We start from the raw sequence: 20,896 nt of genomic DNA, 5'->3' as shown, positions 1-20,896 counted from the left end.
TCCTATCATTCATTCTCCCCAAGAACCTTGTTACCATTCTGGAAATATGCCACAGGATGTATCATGTGGTCATCAGCCTTTGCATCGAGTCCGGACAGTTCCTTGTCGTAGTACATCAGGCCTCTTAATATGGCATTGTATCCAAATCGCCTGCGTATATCTGTCACCGCAAGATCCGCTCTTAAATACTTCTCTCTGAGCATCTCACTCATAAAAAGATCCGTCTGATAAGGCATGGTATCGGGAACCAGCCCTGCCACCCTTACTCCGACACTGCGGATCGGATGTCCCCAGTCATAATTGGCCTTAAACAGTTGCCATGCATAACCTGCGATTTCCTCTGAAATATTGGTAGGAACGCCAACCCTGTGCTGCCTCGTAAAGCTAAAGAGACCGTTATCTCTTATACTGATACCTATCACATCACCGATAAAATGATTCTCTCTAAGCCTTGCTGCCACACTTTCCGAGAGCAGATAAATGACCATCCTGACATCTTCATCAGTCACCAGATCTCTTGGTGTAGTTGTGCTGTTTCCGACACTCTTTATGGGCGAGTACTCTCCTACAGCTGCTACCGGCGTCTGATCTTCACCTCTGGCAAAAGCAGAAAGCACGTATCCTATCTTGCCGAATATGTTGTGCAAGCTCTCCGGGTCTGCCTTTGCAAGGTCTCCGATGGTGATTATCCCGTACTTCCTGAGTTTCTCATCAGTGTGTCTGCCCACATACAAAAGATCCGATACCGGTGCATTCCACAGAATATCCTTATAATTCTCCCGGGAAATTTGGGTGATGGCATCAGGCTTTTTATAATCAGATCCAAATTTCGCATAGACCTTGTTCCACGAAACGCCTATGGAAACAGTGATTCCCAGTTCCTTTTTAACCCGGTCGGATATATCCTGCGCGATAGACATCCCATTATCAGTTCTGAGCATGTCCCTGGAGTGCGTTATATCGATCCATGATTCATCCAGTCCATAAGGCTCCACCAGATCTGTATAATCCATGTATATCTTCCTGGCCTTGCGGGAAAATCTGATATATTCGTCATAGTTTGGCGATACGATAGTGAGATCTCCACATACCTTTCGGGCCTGCCAGAGGGCCATTCCAACCTTAACTCCCCGCCTCTTGGCTATGTAATTGGCAGTAAGCACTATTCCGTGTCGCGCCTCAGGGTCTCCACCCACAGCCATCGGTATATCGCGAAGTCCCGGATTATGAAGCATCTCTACAGCAGCGTAGAAGCAGTTACAATCTGAATGAAGTATTATCCTGTCATCATCCATAAGCACTCCTCGGCACCCGCAAACATATGTTGCGAACGTTTGTTCTTGTTTGTGCTTATATTGTACGAATGTTTGTTCGAAAAATCAACCGCTAGATGTTGTGGTGGGAGCTTTATTGGACTTATTTGCCCACACTTCCGATGGCAGGCATAAAAAAAAGGGCCACTACCCATCTGCGATGAGTAATGCCCCCGTCATATTTAGTATTCAGTTTTTATTTACTTTACTTCGTCGGTAGTTCCGTCCTTTTTTACTACCTCGAGCTTGCATCCAAGTCCGAAAGCAGCTACCGATCCGGCGATAAGCGCCCAGGGTGCTGCAGCCAGTCCAAGGATTCCTCCGATGATTCCGACATTTACCGGAACACTGAGTACAACCTGATCATCCTTGCGGATCTGAATCCTGTCCACATTGCCCTCTTCCACTTTCTTTTTGAGCTTTTCTACAGCTGCCTTAGCCTCTTCGCCAATGTCTATTGTATCGGGACGGATCAGCTTGATAGCTTCTTCAACATTTCCGTTCGACTTTGTAAGGGCCTCTTTTGCAGCCTTGTATTCAACACCTGTTTCCTCCATTACTTTCTCAATAGCTTCTAATGTGATTTCCATGTTTAATCCCTCCTCTAATCTTTGTGATCTATCAAGAAATCAGCTATGTTTTTGCTGATGATATGATTATATCCGGGAATCGTACCCATAAAAATACTGCTTTCCGTGAATTACAACCATCTATTTCTCCCCTTATGCAGGTCCCATAACATTAATCCACAAAAAAGATAGACTCTTTTTATACTTTCTTTAGCGTCGGATTACTTTAAATACAGAATTATAGGGTATTATAGCTATAATGGTTGTTGTCAAATCAGATGGAGACTAAACCTATGGGCAATTCAAACCTATATTCCAAGTCACATAGAGAAAAAGTAGTGGATACTATAAACATAGGCGGAAAATACGTGGACAGAGAAGCTCTTACGCAGAGAATCATCACTGCAGCTACCACTTCGGTATTTGCCGTATCATTTATTACGTTTCTGATTCTGCTGCTAAGCTGATCAGATAACTTTGATCTGGCATGACCTCATGGTCTCAAGCGCAGCTTCATGCTTCTCTACGGTTACGCCTGCACAGCATGAAGAATCCACGCTGATCTCTACCTCAGGCATAAATGCTTTGAGCATAAGTGCGTTTGAAACAACACAAATATCTGTGCACAATCCGACCATCTCAATTTGAAGCTCTTCTTCCTTTGAGAGCTTTAATATTTCATCAACAAGAACTGTTGAGCCGAATGTGGGCTTATTTATTATTTTTGCCCCCTCAAGTACGGCTGCAACGGCTTTATTTATTTCCCATCCTTCAGTACCCTCAACACAGTGAACAACAGGAAGATTCTTGCCCTCCTGAGTCTCCATGTAGTTGGGCTGATGTGTATCTCTTGTGGCAAATACGTCCTTTATATCATAACGCTTGATTTTTTCTACCACATTGGGAACAATCGAAACAGCTTCGGGTGTTCCGAGAGCTCCGTCGACAAAGTCCTTCTGCATGTCGATGACAATCAGTATTTTTCTCATATCTTTTCTCTCTCCCAAAATATTATTTATTTCTCAGATTCCCTGGGCAAGCGGCTGTAGGTCTCGCTAAGAAGATGAATACTCCTTGCCAGATCATCTGAGAGATAGTTCGGTGTAAGGCGCCATTGCCAGTTTCCCTCTGCCGTTCCCGGAGTATTGATCCTGGCCTCTTTCCCCTTACACAGATAATCCTGTATAGGAATTATACACAAATCTGCCACGGAGCGATATGCCTCTCTGATAATATCCCACACAAATGCACCATAGTCTGTATTCATGGAGTTGATATATCTTCTGGTAAAAGACCTTTCGCCCTCCTTAATCTCCTGAACCCATGCAAAAGTCGGTGTATTGTCATGTGTTCCGGTATAAACAACAGAGTTCTTCTCGTGTCTGTGATTCACATAACAGCTGTCCCAGCTGGTAAAACCATACTGCAAAACCTTCATGCCCGGAAGTCCGGAATCCTGAAGGAGTTTAACATTCTCTTCTGTAGTCGTCCCAAGATCCTCTGCGATCATGTCCAGCTTTCCAAAACTCTTTTTAAGGGCATTAAACAGATCCATACCGGGGCCTTTTTTCATTTTGCCATTCTGTGCTGTCTCATCTCCAAAAGGAATCTCATAATACTCGGAAAAGCCGTGGAAATGATCTATACGGATCACATCAAACCACTGATAATTGCGCTCTATTCTCTTTATCCACCAGGAATAACCATCCTTTTTGAGCGCAGACCAGTCATAGACAGGGTTTCCCCACAGCTGTCCGGTAGGAGAAAACGCATCCGGCGGACATCCTGCCACCGACTTAGGTTCGAAGTCCTTATCCATCTCAAAGACTTCAGGATGCGACCAGCTGTCCGCGCTGTCCATGGCAACATAGAAGGGAAGGTCCCCTATGATCTTTACCTTGTGCTTGTGGGCATAGACAAGAAGCTCCTGCCACTGTTCATCAAATTTATACTGCTGGAAACAGATGAATTCCATTTCCTTTTTGTTGTTTTTCTTTATTTCTTCAATTGCTTTTTTATCTCTGCTTCTGAGTTCCTTATCCCATTCAGTCCAGGATTTTCCGCCCTGTAATTTCTTTATGACAAGATACAGAGCATAATCCTCAAGCCAATATGCATTTTCCTTGGAAAACTTCTCAAATTCCTTTTTATCACCCTTTTCCAGGAAGTTTTCGTATGCCTTCTCCAATAGATCATATCTGTTTTCGTATAGTTTGCCGTAATCCACAGCCTCAAGATTTCTGCCAAAATCAATGTTATTCACATCATCCCAGGCAAGAAGCCCTTCTTCTATAAGTTTTTCAGGCGAAATAAAATACGGATTACCTGCGAATGCCGAAAGCGGCTGATAAGGTGAATTACCAAAACCCGTAGGTCCCAGAGGAAGAACCTGCCAATACCCCTGCCCGGATTTTTCCAAAAAATCAACAAATTCAAATGCTTCTTTAGAAAAACAGCCAATTCCAAATCTGGATGCCAAAGAAAAAACCGGCATCAATATTCCGCTTTCCCTGTTCAACACCTTCCCCTCCTTGCATATCAGTTGTTATTATATAACTTTTCTATTGCCTTTATATCCCTTGTAAAGCGCTCTACAACCTCATCCGGGCCAACAATCTTTATGGCGTTTCCAAAAGAAAAGACCCATCCCAAAAACTGTTCACTAAGAGCCACATCCACGTTAGCTTCTGCCCATTCTTCATCATCCGTACGGCGTATCGTTATGTCTTTTCCGAATCTGTCCAGCAAAACTCCCACAAGATCGTTTTTAAACCTGAGCTTTACCTTGACCTCTTTACCGCCGAACATTCCAAAATTGATCCTGGCATAGGTTGCCATATCAAATTCCTCAAAGTGAGCTCTTCCCTCGCGTTTTTCTTCTAGAATCTCAATACCTCTCATCTTATCGACTCTGTAATGCTTAATCTTGTCAGCCTCAGAATCAAATGCGATAAGGTAATAATTCTCGTCATCCCAGGTAAGTGCCCAGGGACTCACTTCATATTTTGAGTCTTTTCTTGGAACCATTTTCTTGTCCAGATTCCATTTATAATAGTCGAAGCTGATCTTACGATTGCTGCTTATGGCGTTATGTATGTCATCGACAACGTAGTAAATACTCTCGTTCATTGTCTTTATTCTGCCCTGCACCACAACCTGGCGCTTCAACTGCTGTGCCTCGTAGTCACTGACAAGCCCCGTAAGCTTCTTTATAAGCTCATTGGACTTTTTCTCCGTAATAAACTTTGAAGATTGTATTGCATCGACCAAAAGCTTAAGTTCAGCGACTTCAAATTCCTTGCTTCCGAGATGATAGCAGAAGTTTCTCCCGTCCTTTTCACCGATAACATCGAATCCAAGCGTTCTGAGAGCATCCATATCGTCGTAGAGGCTCTTTCTGTCAGCTGCAATATCATAACTCTCAAGATATTGTTGTATTTCCGGCATGGTTATTGTATGCGTGTCATCGGTCTTTTCCAACAAAACGCGATACAAATAATACAATTTGAGTTTTTGATTAGCACTTCTTGGCACGCTTACTCCTCCTCAAGCTTTATTAAGCACTTTGACCAACGCATTCATGTACTCAGGAATATCCGGCGGACGCCTTGCGGACACTATGTTTCCATCAATAACAACCGGTTGGTCAAGCCAGATCGCTCCGGCATGTGTAAGGTCATCCTTTATACCGGGTGTACTTGTAACCTTTCGTCCATTAAGTACCTCCGCAGAAGCCAGAACCCATCCGGCATGACATATCTGTCCAATAAGTTTTCCGTCCCGATCCATATTTCTTACTATTTCAAGGACTTTAGGAAATCGTCTGAGCTTGTCCGGAGCCCATCCTCCCGGTACCAGTACTCCGTCATAATCAGAGTCGTTTATATCGTTAAAAGACATTGTAACCTCGCAGGGAACACCGTATTTTCCGTGGTACATCCCGGGTTTTTCCGCCACAAGATCGACCGTTACTCCCTCTTCTCTCAGTCTCATCACCGGACACCAAAGTTCAAGGTCCTCAAAATCATCACTTACCAGTTGAATCACTCTCTTCATGCTTAAATCCTCCATGTAAAAAGAAACAGCATCACAAATACAATTATAGTGCATTTATCTTGATTTAGCGATATTTGGGTAATAGAATGATAATAGACTAATTATTATTTCCGAAAGGATTTCAAACATGAAATTGATACGAAACAGAGCATTCAGACTCATCGTTATACTGATATGTATCGGAATTATAATATATGAGTCAATCAGCCTTTACAATGAGAATAAAGAGTACAATATAGCAGGTACCGAATATAAAGAAATCGTGGAGAACTCCGTTTCTGTAGCAGAAACATCGGAGCTCCCTCCCGGTGCCACATATCCGCCTTTACATGTTGATTTCGCACAGCTCAAAAGCATAAACAAAGACTTCACCGGCTGGCTTTATATGCCATGCTTTGATCTGAACTATCCCGTTGTCCATGAGAATGAAATTGATGAGTACATTAAAAAGACCTTTGAAGGCAAGTACAACAGTTCCGGATGTCTTTTTACAGATGTTCTCAGCACCAAGGATTTCACCGGAATGCATGATATCATTTTCGGACATAATATGCGAAACGGATCCATGTTCGGACAATTCAAGAAGCTGATCCAGGATGACGGCAAAGACATAATCAATTCCAATCCATATGTCTATATATATACCGAAAATGCCGTATACAAGTACAAAGTCTTTGCCTATTACGTTACAACTGTAGGTAGTGACGCATATTCTGTAGTCACATCAGAGCAGGAATACAACGATTTTATCAAGTATATATCAAGCAACAGCCTTTATGAAAAGCCCGCTGATTTAAGCCTTGATAACTTTCCTTCTATACTCACGCTCTCTACATGCAGCGGAAGATCAGGAAGCGGAAAGCGACTTGTAATACATTCTGCCAAGGTAGAAAGCTGGACTATAAACTAAATATCCATCAATTTTTACGCAAAAGAAAAGTCATAGATGTTATATAACATCTATGACTTATTTAAATTCTTTAATCAACGATCAAATGCAGTTATATCCCTTGTTTGTAAGGATATTCTCAACCTGATATATATCATCAGTGTGCATTACCATTATTGGGAGTCCTGACTCTCTGTTAAAAGAGAGATATATGTAATTAACGTTAATATTGCTTGAATACAGCGTCTTTAAAATCTTATCAAGAGCTCCGACTTCATCGGGACATTCAACGGCTAAAACCGGCGTTGTTTTGCAAATATAGCCATCTCCTCTAAGGACTTCCAGACACTTGGTCGGATCAGAAACCACCATTCTGATAATTCCATATTCTGCAGAATCATTGGTTACGGAACCGAGAATGTTAATTCCATTTGAATTAAGAAGTCCCGTGATACTCTGAAAACATCCTTTCTTATTCTCTGCGTAAATTGATACCTGATCTAACATAACTGTCTCTCTTTCTTTTTATTCCTCATCGAAGAGCTTCTTTACAGCAAGAAGCACATCATACGATGTAAAGGGCTTGATAACAAAGTCTTTTGCGCCCTTCTTAAGAGCCATCATGATCATAGACTCATACTTCTGGTCCGAACACATGATAACCTTGGCATTAGGATCTATCTTCATGATCTCAGTAAGCGCATCTATGCCGTTCATCTTGGGCATATTTATATCCAAAAGCATTACATCGGGCTTGGTTTCCTTGTAAAGCTCTATGGCCGCATCTCCGGAAGTAGCCTCTCCGACAATCTGATAATCCTCAGCCGGCAAAGCACCCCTAATCATTTCTCTCATCAGTGTAGTATCATCAGCTATAAGTACTCTTTTACGCATATAGTCTCCTTCACAATAATACAGTCACTAAAAAGGTCTTTTTTATTATATTATCCCATTCAATGTTCTTTTGCTAGTCTATATTATATATACATGTTATACTTCTCTTTCGGAATACAATATGCGAGGAAATAGTAATTTATGAATAAGGAAAACAAAATGGGCATAATGCCCGTCAAAAAACTGATCATATCCATGTCTCTGCCCATGATGATCTCTATGCTTGTGCAGGCACTATATAACGTTGTAGACAGTGCTTTCGTTGCACGTATACCAAATAACGCCACTGAAGCAATAACAGCTGTTACTCTTGCTTTTCCCATGCAGAACCTGATGATTGCCCTTGGCTCCGGAACAGGTGTAGGTATCAATGCTCTTCTTTCACGTTCACTTGGCGAAAAGAAATTCGACAAGTCCGATTCTGCTGCTAACTGTGGACTCTTTTTGACATTTTTTAATTTTGTATTGTTCTTTATTATTGGTTTGTTTTTTGCACGTCCGTTTATTGCTTCTCAGTATAACAGCGGACTTATCATGGAATTCGGCACTGAATATCTCAGGATTATCTGCTTGTTTTCTGCAGGAATATTCTTTCAGATGACTTTTGAAAGACTGCTTCAGTCCACCGGTAAAACTATTTACAGTATGATTTCTCAGGCCACAGGCGCTATCATCAATATTATTTTTGATCCGCTCCTGATCTTTGGTATTGGCCCGTTCCCCGAGCTCGGTGTCGCAGGAGCTGCATACGCTACGGTTTTGGGTCAGTTTATCGGCGCCTCCATTGGTCTTTTCTGCAATCTGAACTTCAACAAGGAAATTGTCTTTTCCATGAAAAAGATCCTTCATCCGGAGCTTGAAACTATAAAAGACATCTACTATGTTGGTGTTCCGTCAATACTAATGATGTCCATCGGCTCAGTAATGACTTATCTTTTAAACAAGATTCTCATTACTCTTTCTCCTTTGGCCACCGCTGTATTTGGCATTTATTTCAAATTGCAAAGCTTCTTCTTTATGCCGGTATTTGGCCTCAACAACGGTCTGATTCCTGTATTGGCTTATAACTACGGTGCAAAGAGCAAATCTCGAATTGTAGAGGCACTCAAGTTTGCCTTGGTACTTGCTCTTTCTATCATGATGATTGGTACAATTACATTCTTTACGATTCCCGGAACACTTCTGGGTATATTTAATGCTGAACCGGACATGTTGCAAATCGGAATCCCTGCACTTCGTATTATATGTCTGTCATTCCCTGTGGCCGGCCTATGTATAACCATGGGTTCTATATTCCAGGCATTTTCGAAGAGTATTTACTCTTTGATCATATCTGTCGGAAGACAGCTGGTTGTTTTAATACCTGCCGCCTGGCTTTTATCTAAAACAAACAACATAAATCTGGTTTGGCTCGCATTTCCCATTGCAGAGATTGCTTCACTAGCCCTTTCAACCTACTATTTCACAAAGCTGTATCGCCAAACAGTAGAAAAAATCTGAATTTATAATACTCTTTTTGTAAAAAGTCAATAGTTTAGCGCTTTTTCAGAATTGTGCACTAAAAATCACTATGATTTTTGGCATTTTTTCGTGTTTAATCTATTGAGAATGCCCAAAACAAGGTGTAAAATCTTTTTTGTAGTAAAAATTCTCATTTTGAGGGAGGTATTATACCATGAATAAAACAGAACTTGTTGATGCTATTGCAAAAGAGACTGGTCTTTCAAAGAAGGATTCAGAGAAGGCTGTTAAGGCTTTCACAGATGCTGTATCAAAAGAGCTTAAGAAAAAAGGTAAAGTTCAGCTTGTAGGATTTGGAACATTCGAGACAGCTAAGAGAGCTGCTAGAACAGGTAAGAATCCTCAGACTGGCGCAGCTATTAAGATTCCTGCAGCTACAGTTCCTAAATTCAAAGCTGGTAAGGCTCTTAAGGATGCTGTTAACGGCAAGAAGAAATAATTTAAGAGAAAATATTAGCCCTCGGACAATTGTCCGAGGGCTTTTTAATGCATTTAAAGGCGATTTTAGACGTTTTTCTTAATTTCCCGACCTTCCTCTCAGCTTTTCTTCCAAAGCCTTGTGAGCAAGGTAAATATCGTTATTTTTGTCCATATCCTGCTGGATCAACATTCTAATGTATTTTGTAGCAGACATATTAGCAGCTTTTGCCATATGTTCTACATAATCTCTATAACCTCTGATATCAAGAAGAAGGAACTTCTCTTTCTCATATCTGCTGGCACTTTTTGTCTGATTGTCATTTTTCTCTGCTTTTTCAGGTTTATTAATTCTGTTATTAATAACTTCGTCTTGAACTTGTTCTTCTTCAATAGCAGGTGCTTGGGCCTTTGGTTCCTGAACTACAGGGACTTCTACTTCAGGTTCTGCAATTGGAACTTCTACAACCTTAACCGGGGTTTCTTCTTTCTCAGGAGCATTGACTTTTTCAGTCACTTTTTCTTCTTTTACAATATCATTTGTTACTTCAACATTAACAGAAGCCGCTTCTTCTCTAGCATCAAGTCTTGACATTCCTGCAAATAATCCCTTACCGGTTTTATTGGCACCCTGTTTCAACATACTTGCTTTACTTGCCATCACTCATCCTCCTCCAAGAATTCATCAATGAAATCATCATAGTCTCTTGCAGCTGCTGAACCACCTGAATATTCAAATATATCCATCTTCATTGTCTGTGCTTCCTCAACGGATACATTCAGTCTAATCTTGGATTTAAACACCTTTGTTCCGAGTAATTCTGCCTTTTCCTCTATATCATTGATCCAAATCTTGGAATTGGCTGTATTTCTGACCTTAGTAACAAGAATTCCGTCTACTTTAAGCTTGTCATTAGTAAAATCATGAATCTGATCTATAAATTTATATAGTCTGGATAATCCCTGAAGAGAATAAGCGCCGGGCTCCAGCGGTATTATTACCTCATCTGCTACTGTTAATATATTCATAAGAACAACGCCAAGTGCAGGACTACAGTCAAAAATGCAGAAATCATAGTCTTTATTCAGCTTACCGAACGCATCCCTGATAAGTCTTTCACGTCCCAGAGCTCCAAATGTCATATCTGCTGAAGCAAGATCAATTCCTCCAACTATGAGGTCCAGATTCTCTCCAATAGGGATAATTGCACGATTTATGTCCTTTTCACCCTTCATTACTTCAAAAAGCTTAGCAGGAACGTTTTTGAAGAAATATTCCTGCTGTTCAGGTGTAAGTGCATCAATATCTTCAGGATCCGGATCAATTTCATTAAGGTCAATACCTGCTGTCATAGACAAATTTTCCTGTGGATCTGCGTCCACAACAAGTACTTTATACCCCCTATTCGCAAGTCCTACTGCTAAGGCATAGCTCGAAGTAGTCTTCGCAACTCCGCCTTTCTGATTACTAAAAGCTACAATTCGCATGATTCCTCCCAAACTTATATAACATATATCTGTTATAAATTTTATACATTCTTAGTCCTATAACATTATATAATGTAAGGTATTTAGTTTCAATATGTAATATGTTGAATATATTATATTTTATATGTATATGTTATATAACTTATATGCGTTTTGTGATTGAATTCTGTGTCATATAGTTTATTTATGTTATATATCATCTTTTTTATATTATTTGTTATATATCTTATTTAATATATATTCTTTATATTATAAACAACAAATTTGCTCTGGTTATGTATGTTATATATGTTATATTTTTAACTCATTATATATAATTTTTCTCATTTGATTTTTGCATATTAAATATGTTATATATTTTATTTAATTCATATATTCACTGGTGCCTGTATCTTTCATTTATCATCTTGCTGGCCAGGAGATGAATTTATCCAATATACATTCTGATACGTATTGTAATAATCCTGTTTTTCTGTAATATTCCAGTCACTTTTTGCCCATATTGTTATATATGTTATATATTTATACGCTCTGAAAGTCTCTATTTTACTGGGTTTTTTACTTTTCCGGATCTTTAGGCTTAAAACTGACAATAAGCCCATCATTTCTTTAATAAATTATCTTGTTATATATCATATATAGTGTTAGATTTAATAAATTAATGTTATATATCATATATCATATATTGTATATTCATGTTATATATCTTTTTCGTCAATATAACATTTGTGTTCTTGAATTATTATATTGCATAAATATTTGATGTATCATATGTATGTTATGTTTGTTATATATCTTATATTATTTATATTTTATGTATCATTTATATTCTATATTTAATCAATATATTTCATGTTTTATTCTTTTTATTTATATTCTTTATGTTATATATCTTTTATAATATGTATATTTAAATTGTATTATATATGTTATATTTCTTTTATTATTTATATGTTTATAATATCTGTTATATTAAATATATTTTATTTATGATATCGATTTTATATTTGTTGTATTTTTTATATGCGTATGATATAATATTTATGTAGTATATGTTATATTTCAGCTATTTTATATTTATCATATGTAGCATATATTTTATATTTAATATATATGTGTTTTTGTGAGAGTTTTACTGATTGATCTATTCCAGGCCCTTTAGAAGATCTGGATCAGCATAAGTATTCCTTATCAACTTATTTATTTAATAAAACATCAAAAAATCCCAGTGTTTTATTAATTTATATCAATAAAACGAGCGTTATTAATCATATTGCATTGTATTAGCTTTTTAGGTGCTCCATACTGGAATATCTACTCGGGAAATGATTGAAATATTGATTAATAAATTATAAAGAAATTATTAACTAGAAAATCAATAAGATGCAATCGATCTGCAAATCAAAAGATATCGTTTAAGTTGTGTATTTTAGAGGGTTTTGAGGATTTGCATTAAACACCTGAATGATAGGGGATTCAAATTGCAAGTTTAATTGCATGTCCAATAAATATAAATCTATATTTTGTATTATATATCATTCGTTATCTATTTAGAATTTATGGTGTTTAAAGCATATAATTAATATTGATTTTAATTAATTGATATACTAATTTAGATTATCGATATTGCATTTATTAATTATGACTGTATTAGTCATCTTTCAATTTTATACAATTTAAAAATCTGTCAATTTGTTATTTTCTATATTCCATAATATTTTCTTTTTATACATCTACAATTTTACTTAATTCATTCAGAAATTTTTAATATCTGTTGTTACTTTTTTAGTAATCATCTCTAATATCACTTTATATCTAAATTAAATATAATATTTATAATATAATTGATTTCTGCTGTTATTAAAAATAATTTTAAATATTCATATTTGATATAAATTGTTATATTCTTGGGTTAAATTAAATTATTCTTTTTATTCTTTTATTTCCTGTTCTCATTTCTTGTTCTAATTCACTTTTCTGATTTCTTTCCTGGCTAGTCTATAATCAATAATTTTTCCATCAGAATTTATTTCTTATTTTGAAATAGGAAGTCTATTGTTTTTCCAAAAAGATCTTTATATACACTTTCAATCTCAGATATGTTTCTACAGACAAACCGGTGTTTATTTATTTTATTTATAAAACATACAATTGTTATTAATTAGCATCCATCAAAAAGCCAGTAATAATGCCAATTATAGCCTATCAGGGTGACCTAAAAGGGCACGAGTAGTAATAAAAAAGGGGATCTAAGGTGTTCTAAAAGGGAATAAGCCGTGAATATAAAAGGGATGAAGGACTGCCCGATAGGGGAACATAAAAGGGACATAAAGATAATAAAAAGGGATATTAGGTGACCGAAAAGGGAATATAAGTATTTCAAATATCACACCTTGTAAAATGCTGATAAATAGGGCATTTCAGAGCGGAAGAGAGTAATAGGTGACCAAAAAGGGAATGGAAAGGTGATGTAAAAGGGAATGAAAATATATGCCCTGAATATTGCTTAAAAGGCCTATATAAGAATTTGAATGTATCTTACCTGGTTGAATAAACAAGTGATACGAGACTCACAAATAAGATCTAGATCACCGAAAAGGGACCATAATTCAGGTTCAAATCTGAAAAGGTAATCAAAAAAGGAAGCAAAGGTGACTAAAAAGGGAATGAGAATATGATCATATATCATTAAATCTCCAGGAAACATGCGGCTTTAAAATAAATAACTAGATTAGGGAATGTAAAAGGGAGTTAAAGGTGATTAAAAAGGGCATATTATTGACCGATTTGATTTGACTATTATAGTCTAAGGTGACAAAAAGGGAACGTTCGTATTCGAAAGGTGTACAAATAGGGAATCTCAGATGTTGACTGCATTAGGCAACAATTAATAGTGGTAAATTGAGGAAATACATACAAAATATTGTGAGAAAAAGCTTGTAAGTGACAAAAAAGGGAATATAATAAAGATAAGGTTTATAAAAAGGGAATGTTATTTTAACCGAGAAAACCAATAGGTGTAATAAATGGGAACATCTTATTATATCAATAGGTGAACAAAAAAGGAACCGGATTAAGAATGCAGAAAGAAAAGAGAGAGCAGCTCATAGTTAATAAGAGCTACAAAAAATCCAATGAACTTATAAATGCGATGGGTAAGGGAACTGCTCTTAGCCAGAAGTTATTTGCTATAGGAATGCAGCATATTCATGTTGATGAGACCAATAATGTTGTTGCGACTATATATGGAACTGATCTCAGAAAAATGTTTAAATCCAGTTCCGGTTCACTTTATGAACATATAGAGGCTCTCTGTGACAGACAGATCAAGGGCGCTACCATTTTTGACTGGAACCTTCTTATGAAGGATAAGGAAAATGGCAAGATTGAAGCTCATCAGGTTGTTACCGATGCTTCTTTCAAAAACGGAACACTTACTCTTAGATATAATAACTCACTTACCGATAAAATCGTAAATTTACAGAAGGATTACACAGTTCTTAGTTTGGCAGAGACTCTAAGTCTTAAGAGTGTATACTCTCTCAGGTTATATGAGATGCTCAAGTCGGCATACGATTATCAGTCAGCAGTTACTAAGAAACATGGCGATATGGTTTTCGAATACCTATTGCCTGAGCTTAAATTGGAGCTTGGAATCATCAATTCCGGTGGAAGCAAAGAGATGAAGGCCGAGCTTGAGAAGGAATTTCCTGACTATGACAGGATAGACGAGCTGGCAGAGAAAACCGGACAGACTAAATATAAAGAATTCAAGATATTTAACAGAAATGTTCTTCAAAAGGCGAAGGATGAGCTTAACAGTAAAACAAGCCTTATAGTTGATTACGAGCCTATTAAAAATGGTCGTAAGGCTGTCGGGATCAGGTTTTTTGTTACTAAGAAGGATTTAGAAGCGTCTAAATCAGTGCCTATTGTACAGGCTAACAGAGATGAGATTTTAGATGAACTTATCGATCTGATGCACGATGATTTCAAACTCAGAGAGATAAGAGAAATAGCAGAGTCTGCAGATTATGATATTTCCAAGATAAAGAAAGCATACGAGTATATGCAGAATTACGGTACAGATATAGATGTTCCGATTGCTTTTATCAAGGATTGCATTAAAAAGGGATATTATAATACCGAGTCCAGACCTAAAGCTTCAAAAAGCACTTCGTACAATAATTTTGTTCAACGCACGGACTATAACTTTGAGGAACTTGAAAAGAAGCTGCTTGAGAATTAAAGGTGTTATTTATGATATATAACATATATGTAATTTATGGAGGAGTTAATGGAGCAGATAGTCGCTAAATTGCTGATATATGGGGATCTTCCAGTGGATTCTATCCTTATGCAGCTCTCAAATGTGTATAAGGATTTTCACAGTGGAAATTATTCCAAAGAAGATCTGATCACGAGATGCTACAGACAGGTCAAACGCCTTCTGGAGCTTGGTACATCCTGTGCTTTTGATAAGAATCTCTGGCATAATTATCTTACTTATCTTTTGATCATGGATGAGAACCCATTTAGTCTTACGTGCGAGAAGGTTGGAAGCAAGGATGGAAGTGTCAACCACTTTGCAATCAATGATTTTCATGCGTTTAAGGAGCTTTTTGATTTTGATTTCAGTGATTTGGAGAAGTCACTGGGAATTGACTGTTTCAGCTGCATCACGAATTACAAGGCTATAGATAAGCCGGAACTTATGTATAACGGCAACGTCAGTGAAAAGGTAAAAGCGCTTAGTGAAAGCCTTGAAAAAACTGAATCCGACGATGAGTTTTTTGATACCGTAACCTCATTCTACAAGAGGATTGGAGTCGGTGAATTCGGCTTGAATAAGGCATTTAGAATCAGAGAACTTCCCGAAGGCAAGGTGGAGTTTAATCCAATTAACAATATGGATGCTGTTGTTCTAAACGACCTGGTAGGATATGAGCTTCAAAAAGAGAAGCTTATTGCAAACACCAAAGCCTTTGTAGAGGGTAAAAAAGCTAACAATGTATTACTTTTTGGCGACAGCGGAACCGGTAAATCTACCAGCATTAAGGCCATAGTCAACGAGTTTTATTCCGAGGGACTGAGAATGATAGAGATTTACAAGTATCAGTTCCGTATGCTTTCACAGCTTATTGCTCAGATTAAGAATAGGAATTATAAATTCATTATCTACATGGATGATCTTTCTTTTGAGGAGGATGAATCAGACTATAAGTTCCTGAAAGCTGTTATTGAAGGCGGAGTGGAGACTAAACCTGACAATATACTTATCTATGCAACCTCTAACAGGCGTCATCTGATCAAAGAGACATGGAAGGACAGAAGAGATATTGAGCAGGACGGAGACATTCACAGATCCGATACCATGGAAGAGAAGCTGTCACTTGCCAACAGGTTCGGTGTGACGATTGGCTATTATAAGCCTTCAAGGCAGGAATTTTATGATATTGTTAAGGTTTTGGCTGAGAGAAACGGAATTGAGATGGATGAAGCCGAATTAAGACTTGAGGCAGACAGGTGGGAACTCAGTCATGGAGGCGTTTCCGGAAGAACTGCCCAGCAGTTTATAACTCATTTGCAAGGCAAGTAATATATCATATAAATGTTATATAACATATAAAAATCCGCGGCAAAAACCGCGGATTTGCTATATTCATAGATTTAAGGAGCCCACTTCAAATTCGGGCAATCAGTAGCGCAACCGGCTAACGCATTATTTCTGACTTCACAGGAAGCGTTGCGGCACTCACGACACTTAAACGTGTAGTGGTATGAATATCGTATTTTGCAGGTTTTACAGCAGAATGGATTCATGCTGTTACGAGCAGTAAAGGAACGACCACATCCAACACAAGTTATAACGACATTGTGAGCCATATCACACCTCCTTATAATATTATCGGCAAAAAATAAAGCACAATCAATTAAATTGTAATAAAATGATAATAAAATATGAAAATTGAGTCGGAGAGCATTTAATGCATGAAATGAGTTATATTGCCAGAATGGTATCCATGGCAGTGGATGTAGCTACGGAGAACAAGGCAAAAAAGGTAAAGAGCATTGAGGTATACATTGGTAAAACAAGTGGTGTAATGCCTTATTATATGCACAAGTATTTCCCTGAAGCAGCAAAGGGAACAATAATAGAGGGAGCAGAGCTTATATGCGTTGAAGTTCCGGTAAAGGCTTTATGTGAAGAATGTGGTAATGAGTATTTTCCGTCAAAAGAAAACGGATATCTGTGCCCTTCCTGTGGCGGAAGGAAAGCACATATTATCGAGGGAAAAGGCGTAGTATTGAACAACGTGGTGATTGAAGATTAAGTAGAAAGGGTAGATGCTATGAAAACACTGTATCTGGAATGTAAGATGGGTATTGCGGGCGATATGATGGCATCGGCGTTACTTGGCCTGTTTGAAGATAAAAACAGCGTTATAGAGGCTTTAAATGCCATAAATGTACCTAATGTTGTTTACAAGCTTGATCAGGTCAAAAAATGCGGAATATTGGGTGACCACATCTCTGTTCTTGTAGATGGTGTAGAAGAGATTTCTGAAGATGTCCATGAACATTACCACGATCATGAGCACCATAGTCACAATTCAATTGATGATATTGAAGAAATTATAGAAGGACTTAATATTTCGAAAGAGATTAAGAGTGACATAAGAGAAGTGTACCAGCTTCTTGCGCAGGCTGAAAGTAAAGTACATGGAGAATCTGTTTCTCAGATTCACTTCCATGAAGTCGGAGAAAAAGATGCTATAGCAGATATTACAGCTGTTTGTTACCTGCTTCATGAGCTGGATCCCGATAAGGTCATTGTATCTCCGATAAATGTCGGAAATGGCCAGGTGAAATGTGCTCATGGGATACTTCCTGTTCCTGCGCCTGCAACAGCTCTTTTGCTGGAAGGAATACCTACATATTCACCCGAAAAGCTTGTAGGAGAGTTATGTACACCTACAGGAGCTGCTCTGGTCAAGTATTTTGCCTTTGATTTTGGCGCGCAGCCGGTCATGACTGTTGAGAAAATCGGATATGGTATGGGTAAAAAGGATTTTGAACAGGCAAACTGTGTAAGGGCGATGATTGGTGTTTCCTCTGAAGAAGCAGAGAAGATAATTGAGCTGTCATGCAACATAGATGATATGACCGGTGAGGAGCTTGGTTTTGCAACAGAGATGTTGTTCGAAGAAGGCGCTCTGGACGTTTATACAATATCAATTGATATGAAAAAGAATCGCCTCGGATTCCTGCTTACATGCCTGTGCAATGAAGATGATAAAGAAAAATTATTAAAGGCAATGTTTAAGTATACGACGACCCTTGGCATTCGTGAGCAGACATACAACAGATACACCATGCTAAGAGAAATTAAGAAGATTGATACTCCATACGGCGAGATAAGAGTAAAAAAATCATACGGACACGGCATAAAGCGTGAAAAACTTGAGTATGACGATCTTGCCGGTATTGCAAGGAGGACGGGAAAGTCTATAATAGAGTTGAAAAATGAGTTGGAATCATCGTTTTAATACCGGAGGAAAATGAGCAATATCATTACACTTAAGGACTTAAACTGTGAAGAAGTCACAATATATAATTCCTTAAATGAAAATCAGTTAAAAAGAATATATGAACCAAAATTAGGGCTTTTCATCGCGGAAAGCCCTAAAGTTATTGTAAGGGCATTGGATGCCGGATATGAACCTGTATCAGCGCTTGTAGAAGACAATCTTCTTAAAGGTGAGATGGAAGAGATCCTTCCCAGACTTGGGGATATTCCGGTCTATGTTTCAACACAGGATATATTGTCCGAGATAACCGGATTTAAATTGACCAGAGGGGCGCTTTGCGCCATGAGGAGAAAAGAACTCTCATCTCCCGAAGAATTATTTAAGGGAGCCAGGAGAATTGTGGTTCTGGAAGATGTAGAAAATCCAACAAATGTAGGTGCGATATTTCGATCCGCAGCTGCGCTTAATATTGACGGTGTGATACTAACGAGTGGATGCAGTGATCCACTCTACAGGAGGGCTATAAGAGTAAGTATGGGAACTGTTTTTCAGATACCATGGACTTTTATCGGTGATGAGTGGTATGAAGACGGAATAAGAATTCTTCATGGCCTGGGATTTAAATCAGCAGCTATGGCATTGGTTGACACTTCTGTTGGTATAGATGATAAGACCCTTGGAAGTGAGGATAAACTTGCGATAATCATGGGAACTGAGGGTGAAGGACTTAGAAAAAGGACAATCGAATCCAGCGATTACGTTGTTAAAATTCCTATGTCACACGGAGTAGACTCTCTGAACGTAGCAGCAGCAAGCGCCGTGACGTTTTGGGAGCTTGCTGCCAGAAAGTCTTGATTATTCATTCATAAGTTCAGAGATTGCTTTATGAGAATTTCTGATCGTATCGTCAACAGATTGAGTTCCTTCAATGCATTTTACAAGTTCTTCTCCGAACACGACCTCTATTTCAGACCACTTGGTGGTTCGGGGCCTTACTCGGGAGTTGTTGGTGCCGCTGTAAATCTGTTTGAAGTACGGATATTGTGCAATTATTGAAGGATCCTTGAACACGCTTTTTCTTGTCGGTATTCCGCCGTGATCAATAGCCTCTCTCTGCACATCGGCGCTGGTCAGATATATGGCAAGTTCAAGCGCCAGGTCCGGATTTTTGGAATTTGTGGTTACGCCCAGCAACCAGTTGCCTATTTCTCCGGTTGCATAGGTCTCAGAGATGACGTAGACCTTACCGGGAATCTGAGCGATAGATGCGGATGCACCATCTCCGGTGATGAACCAGGATGGCCAGCCAAGTGCTATCGCAGCTTCATTATTGTTAATGGCTTTTACCAGGCCGTCTTTATCATAATTATCTCCCGTTTGATACAGCTGACAGTAGAAATCCAGTGCATCACGACTCTCTTTGGAATTCAGGATAACTCTGTTATTTTCATCAAAAAGATCTCCGCCAAAAGCCCATAGGATCGGAAGAAAATCGGATACAATGGGATTTCCTGCCTGGCCTCTTATAGCATATCCCTTTTTCCCGGCAGCTTTTGCGTTCTCACAGGTTGAAAGAACTCCCATCCATGAATTCAGGGCATCGGTGCTGTCTATTAAGTCGGGATTATAGAAGATAAGCTGAACATTTCCGGAGAATGGAAGCGCATAAGTGGCTCCGAGAGGATATGGGTTTTTGCCCAACAGCCTGGATTTTTCTACAAAGTCTTCGTCATCAGAATATCCTAGCTGTGTAAGGTTTAGAAGTACTTTTTTTTCTATATATTCAGGCATTAACGGGTCGTCAATCATAATGATGTCATATTTGCCTTCTGCATTTTTCGCATCATCAATTACGTTTGTGTGAATATCATCTGCGCTGAGGGGGATTACCTCTACTTTGCAACCGTACTCACTTTCAAACTTTCCTTTTACGGCGTTGATAACATCTGCGTGAGAACCGTCGCGGGCTGCAATAGTTATAGTTTTTCCGTTGGATGATGAGGATGCAGACTGTGAATTGTTAGAAGATGTACATCCTACAAGGGAAAGGCATAAGCATAATGAAATTAGTACTGATAAAACGTTTCTGTTTCTGCGCATGACATTCCTCCATAACAACTTAATATTATCATATTGCGAAAAATCATATATTAAAAATAGATAATAATAAAATTAACTTTTGTAGTATAATAAATTTGGCAATTTATAAGTTGACTC

General features: G+C 38.3%; 20 protein-coding genes. 9 read left to right on the top strand and 11 right to left on the bottom strand.

The annotated features are described in order from the left end of the window. Positions 1 to 5: 5 nt before the first annotated feature. Entirely contained in the window at positions 6 to 1,295 is a 1,290-nt protein-coding gene (gene dinB / locus G590_RS19775; protein ID WP_022766416.1) for a DNA polymerase IV, read from the bottom strand. Between the two features lie 218 nt (positions 1,296 to 1,513). Beyond that, positions 1,514 to 1,903, bottom strand: coding sequence for a DUF4342 domain-containing protein (locus G590_RS0114680; protein WP_022766415.1), 390 nt, complete (start codon positions 1,901 to 1,903; stop codon positions 1,514 to 1,516). 272 nt (positions 1,904 to 2,175) lie between these two features. Between G590_RS0114680 and G590_RS21415 the strand changes: the two genes are divergently transcribed. Next, positions 2,176 to 2,349 carry a hypothetical protein gene (locus G590_RS21415; RefSeq protein ID WP_022766414.1) on the top strand — a complete coding sequence of 58 codons (174 nt, stop codon included), beginning with the start codon at positions 2,176 to 2,178 and terminating at the stop codon, positions 2,347 to 2,349. Here G590_RS21415 and G590_RS0114670 read toward each other — a convergent pair whose 3' ends face one another. From G590_RS0114670 to G590_RS0114655, 4 genes are read right to left on the bottom strand one after another with little or no spacing between them, the layout of a single operon-like run. After that, entirely contained in the window at positions 2,350 to 2,871 is a 522-nt protein-coding gene (locus G590_RS0114670) for a cysteine hydrolase family protein (protein WP_022766413.1), read from the bottom strand. It lies immediately after the preceding gene. Between the two features lie 26 nt (positions 2,872 to 2,897). Then, a complete protein-coding gene (gene malQ, locus G590_RS0114665; protein ID WP_255345064.1) occupies positions 2,898 to 4,403 on the bottom strand; it encodes a 4-alpha-glucanotransferase in 1,506 nt (501 codons plus the stop codon). A 17-nt stretch (positions 4,404 to 4,420) separates the two neighbouring features. Continuing rightward, on the bottom strand, positions 4,421 to 5,416 hold the full coding sequence (locus tag G590_RS0114660) for a helix-turn-helix transcriptional regulator (RefSeq protein ID WP_022766411.1): 996 nt from the start codon (positions 5,414 to 5,416) through the stop codon (positions 4,421 to 4,423). 12 nt (positions 5,417 to 5,428) lie between these two features. Next, positions 5,429 to 5,938, bottom strand: a complete 510-nt coding sequence (locus G590_RS0114655) for a type 1 glutamine amidotransferase domain-containing protein (protein ID WP_022766410.1) — start codon at positions 5,936 to 5,938, stop codon at positions 5,429 to 5,431. A 127-nt stretch (positions 5,939 to 6,065) separates the two neighbouring features. Between G590_RS0114655 and G590_RS0114650 the strand changes: the two genes are divergently transcribed. After that, positions 6,066 to 6,848, top strand: coding sequence for a class B sortase (locus G590_RS0114650; RefSeq protein WP_022766409.1), 783 nt, complete (start codon positions 6,066 to 6,068; stop codon positions 6,846 to 6,848). A gap of 81 nt (positions 6,849 to 6,929) precedes the next feature. On the opposite strand, the gene G590_RS0114645 is transcribed toward G590_RS0114650, so the two are convergent. Both G590_RS0114645 and G590_RS0114640 read right to left on the bottom strand, forming a co-directional pair. Further along, positions 6,930 to 7,334: an acetolactate synthase gene (locus G590_RS0114645; RefSeq protein ID WP_022766408.1), complete on the bottom strand. Its 405-nt coding sequence runs from the start codon at positions 7,332 to 7,334 to the stop codon at positions 6,930 to 6,932. A gap of 18 nt (positions 7,335 to 7,352) precedes the next feature. Then, the gene (locus tag G590_RS0114640; protein WP_022766407.1) at positions 7,353 to 7,721 is read right to left on the bottom strand and encodes a response regulator; all 369 of its coding nucleotides are present in this window, start codon (positions 7,719 to 7,721) and stop codon (positions 7,353 to 7,355) included. A gap of 141 nt (positions 7,722 to 7,862) precedes the next feature. Between G590_RS0114640 and G590_RS0114635 the strand changes: the two genes are divergently transcribed. Next, positions 7,863 to 9,221 (top strand): MATE family efflux transporter, encoded by a 1,359-nt coding sequence (locus G590_RS0114635; protein WP_022766406.1) that lies wholly within the window; start codon positions 7,863 to 7,865, stop codon positions 9,219 to 9,221. A 175-nt stretch (positions 9,222 to 9,396) separates the two neighbouring features. Continuing rightward, positions 9,397 to 9,681 carry an HU family DNA-binding protein gene (locus G590_RS0114630; protein WP_022766405.1) on the top strand — a complete coding sequence of 95 codons (285 nt, stop codon included), beginning with the start codon at positions 9,397 to 9,399 and terminating at the stop codon, positions 9,679 to 9,681. Positions 9,682 to 9,759: 78 nt separating this feature from the next. On the opposite strand, the gene G590_RS0114625 is transcribed toward G590_RS0114630, so the two are convergent. Both G590_RS0114625 and G590_RS0114620 read right to left on the bottom strand, forming a co-directional pair. After that, positions 9,760 to 10,320: a hypothetical protein gene (locus G590_RS0114625; RefSeq protein ID WP_022766404.1), complete on the bottom strand. Its 561-nt coding sequence runs from the start codon at positions 10,318 to 10,320 to the stop codon at positions 9,760 to 9,762. Next, positions 10,320 to 11,147, bottom strand: coding sequence for a ParA family protein (locus G590_RS0114620; RefSeq protein ID WP_022766403.1), 828 nt, complete (start codon positions 11,145 to 11,147; stop codon positions 10,320 to 10,322). Before G590_RS0114620 ends, G590_RS0114625 begins: the two co-directional genes overlap by 1 nt. A 3,079-nt stretch (positions 11,148 to 14,226) precedes the next feature. Here G590_RS0114620 and G590_RS0114615 point away from each other — a divergent pair. The 5 genes from G590_RS0114615 to G590_RS0114595 all read left to right on the top strand — a co-directional run bounded on the left by G590_RS0114615 (position 14,227) and on the right by G590_RS0114595 (position 19,534). Continuing rightward, positions 14,227 to 15,396 carry a replication initiation protein gene (locus G590_RS0114615; RefSeq protein ID WP_022766402.1) on the top strand — a complete coding sequence of 390 codons (1,170 nt, stop codon included), beginning with the start codon at positions 14,227 to 14,229 and terminating at the stop codon, positions 15,394 to 15,396. A 48-nt stretch (positions 15,397 to 15,444) separates the two neighbouring features. After that, positions 15,445 to 16,746, top strand: a complete 1,302-nt coding sequence (locus tag G590_RS0114610; RefSeq protein WP_022766401.1) for an ATP-binding protein — start codon at positions 15,445 to 15,447, stop codon at positions 16,744 to 16,746. A gap of 388 nt (positions 16,747 to 17,134) precedes the next feature. Further along, a complete protein-coding gene (locus tag G590_RS0114605; protein ID WP_022766400.1) occupies positions 17,135 to 17,482 on the top strand; it encodes a hydrogenase maturation nickel metallochaperone HypA/HybF in 348 nt (115 codons plus the stop codon). Positions 17,483 to 17,500: 18 nt separating this feature from the next. Beyond that, positions 17,501 to 18,697, top strand: coding sequence for a nickel pincer cofactor biosynthesis protein LarC (gene larC, locus G590_RS0114600; RefSeq protein WP_022766399.1), 1,197 nt, complete (start codon positions 17,501 to 17,503; stop codon positions 18,695 to 18,697). Between the two features lie 12 nt (positions 18,698 to 18,709). After that, a complete protein-coding gene (locus G590_RS0114595; protein ID WP_022766398.1) occupies positions 18,710 to 19,534 on the top strand; it encodes a TrmH family RNA methyltransferase in 825 nt (274 codons plus the stop codon). Here the strand turns inward: G590_RS0114595 and G590_RS0114590 are convergent, their stop codons facing one another. Next, the gene (locus G590_RS0114590) at positions 19,535 to 20,779 is read right to left on the bottom strand and encodes an extracellular solute-binding protein (RefSeq protein WP_022766397.1); all 1,245 of its coding nucleotides are present in this window, start codon (positions 20,777 to 20,779) and stop codon (positions 19,535 to 19,537) included. It lies immediately after the preceding gene. Positions 20,780 to 20,896: the final 117 nt, after the last annotated feature.

The organism is Butyrivibrio sp. XPD2006, assembly GCF_000420865.1.
Lineage (GTDB): Bacteria > Bacillota > Clostridia > Lachnospirales > Lachnospiraceae > Butyrivibrio.
This window is presented reverse-complemented; position numbering and strand designations above follow the sequence as displayed.

Bases quoted from the DNA above. Each gene is read 5' to 3' on its own strand.
- G590_RS0114650 (WP_022766409.1), top strand. From the start codon at position 6,066: ATGAAATTGATACGAAACAGAGCATTCAGACTCATCGTTATACTGATA.
- G590_RS0114615 (WP_022766402.1), top strand. From the start codon at position 14,227: ATGCAGAAAGAAAAGAGAGAGCAGCTCATAGTTAATAAGAGCTACAAA.
- G590_RS0114640 (WP_022766407.1), bottom strand. From the start codon at position 7,721: ATGCGTAAAAGAGTACTTATAGCTGATGATACTACACTGATGAGAGAA.
- G590_RS0114620 (WP_022766403.1), bottom strand. From the start codon at position 11,147: ATGCGAATTGTAGCTTTTAGTAATCAGAAAGGCGGAGTTGCGAAGACT.
- G590_RS0114645 (WP_022766408.1), bottom strand. From the start codon at position 7,334: ATGTTAGATCAGGTATCAATTTACGCAGAGAATAAGAAAGGATGTTTT.
- G590_RS0114605 (WP_022766400.1), top strand. From the start codon at position 17,135: ATGCATGAAATGAGTTATATTGCCAGAATGGTATCCATGGCAGTGGAT.
- G590_RS0114610 (WP_022766401.1), top strand. From the start codon at position 15,445: ATGGAGCAGATAGTCGCTAAATTGCTGATATATGGGGATCTTCCAGTG.
- dinB (WP_022766416.1), bottom strand. From the start codon at position 1,295: ATGGATGATGACAGGATAATACTTCATTCAGATTGTAACTGCTTCTAC.
- G590_RS0114590 (WP_022766397.1), bottom strand. From the start codon at position 20,779: ATGCGCAGAAACAGAAACGTTTTATCAGTACTAATTTCATTATGCTTA.
- G590_RS0114670 (WP_022766413.1), bottom strand. From the start codon at position 2,871: ATGAGAAAAATACTGATTGTCATCGACATGCAGAAGGACTTTGTCGAC.
- G590_RS0114630 (WP_022766405.1), top strand. From the start codon at position 9,397: ATGAATAAAACAGAACTTGTTGATGCTATTGCAAAAGAGACTGGTCTT.
- G590_RS0114635 (WP_022766406.1), top strand. From the start codon at position 7,863: ATGAATAAGGAAAACAAAATGGGCATAATGCCCGTCAAAAAACTGATC.
- G590_RS0114595 (WP_022766398.1), top strand. From the start codon at position 18,710: ATGAGCAATATCATTACACTTAAGGACTTAAACTGTGAAGAAGTCACA.
- larC (WP_022766399.1), top strand. From the start codon at position 17,501: ATGAAAACACTGTATCTGGAATGTAAGATGGGTATTGCGGGCGATATG.
- G590_RS0114655 (WP_022766410.1), bottom strand. From the start codon at position 5,938: ATGAAGAGAGTGATTCAACTGGTAAGTGATGATTTTGAGGACCTTGAA.
- G590_RS21415 (WP_022766414.1), top strand. From the start codon at position 2,176: ATGGGCAATTCAAACCTATATTCCAAGTCACATAGAGAAAAAGTAGTG.
- G590_RS0114625 (WP_022766404.1), bottom strand. From the start codon at position 10,320: ATGGCAAGTAAAGCAAGTATGTTGAAACAGGGTGCCAATAAAACCGGT.
- G590_RS0114680 (WP_022766415.1), bottom strand. From the start codon at position 1,903: ATGGAAATCACATTAGAAGCTATTGAGAAAGTAATGGAGGAAACAGGT.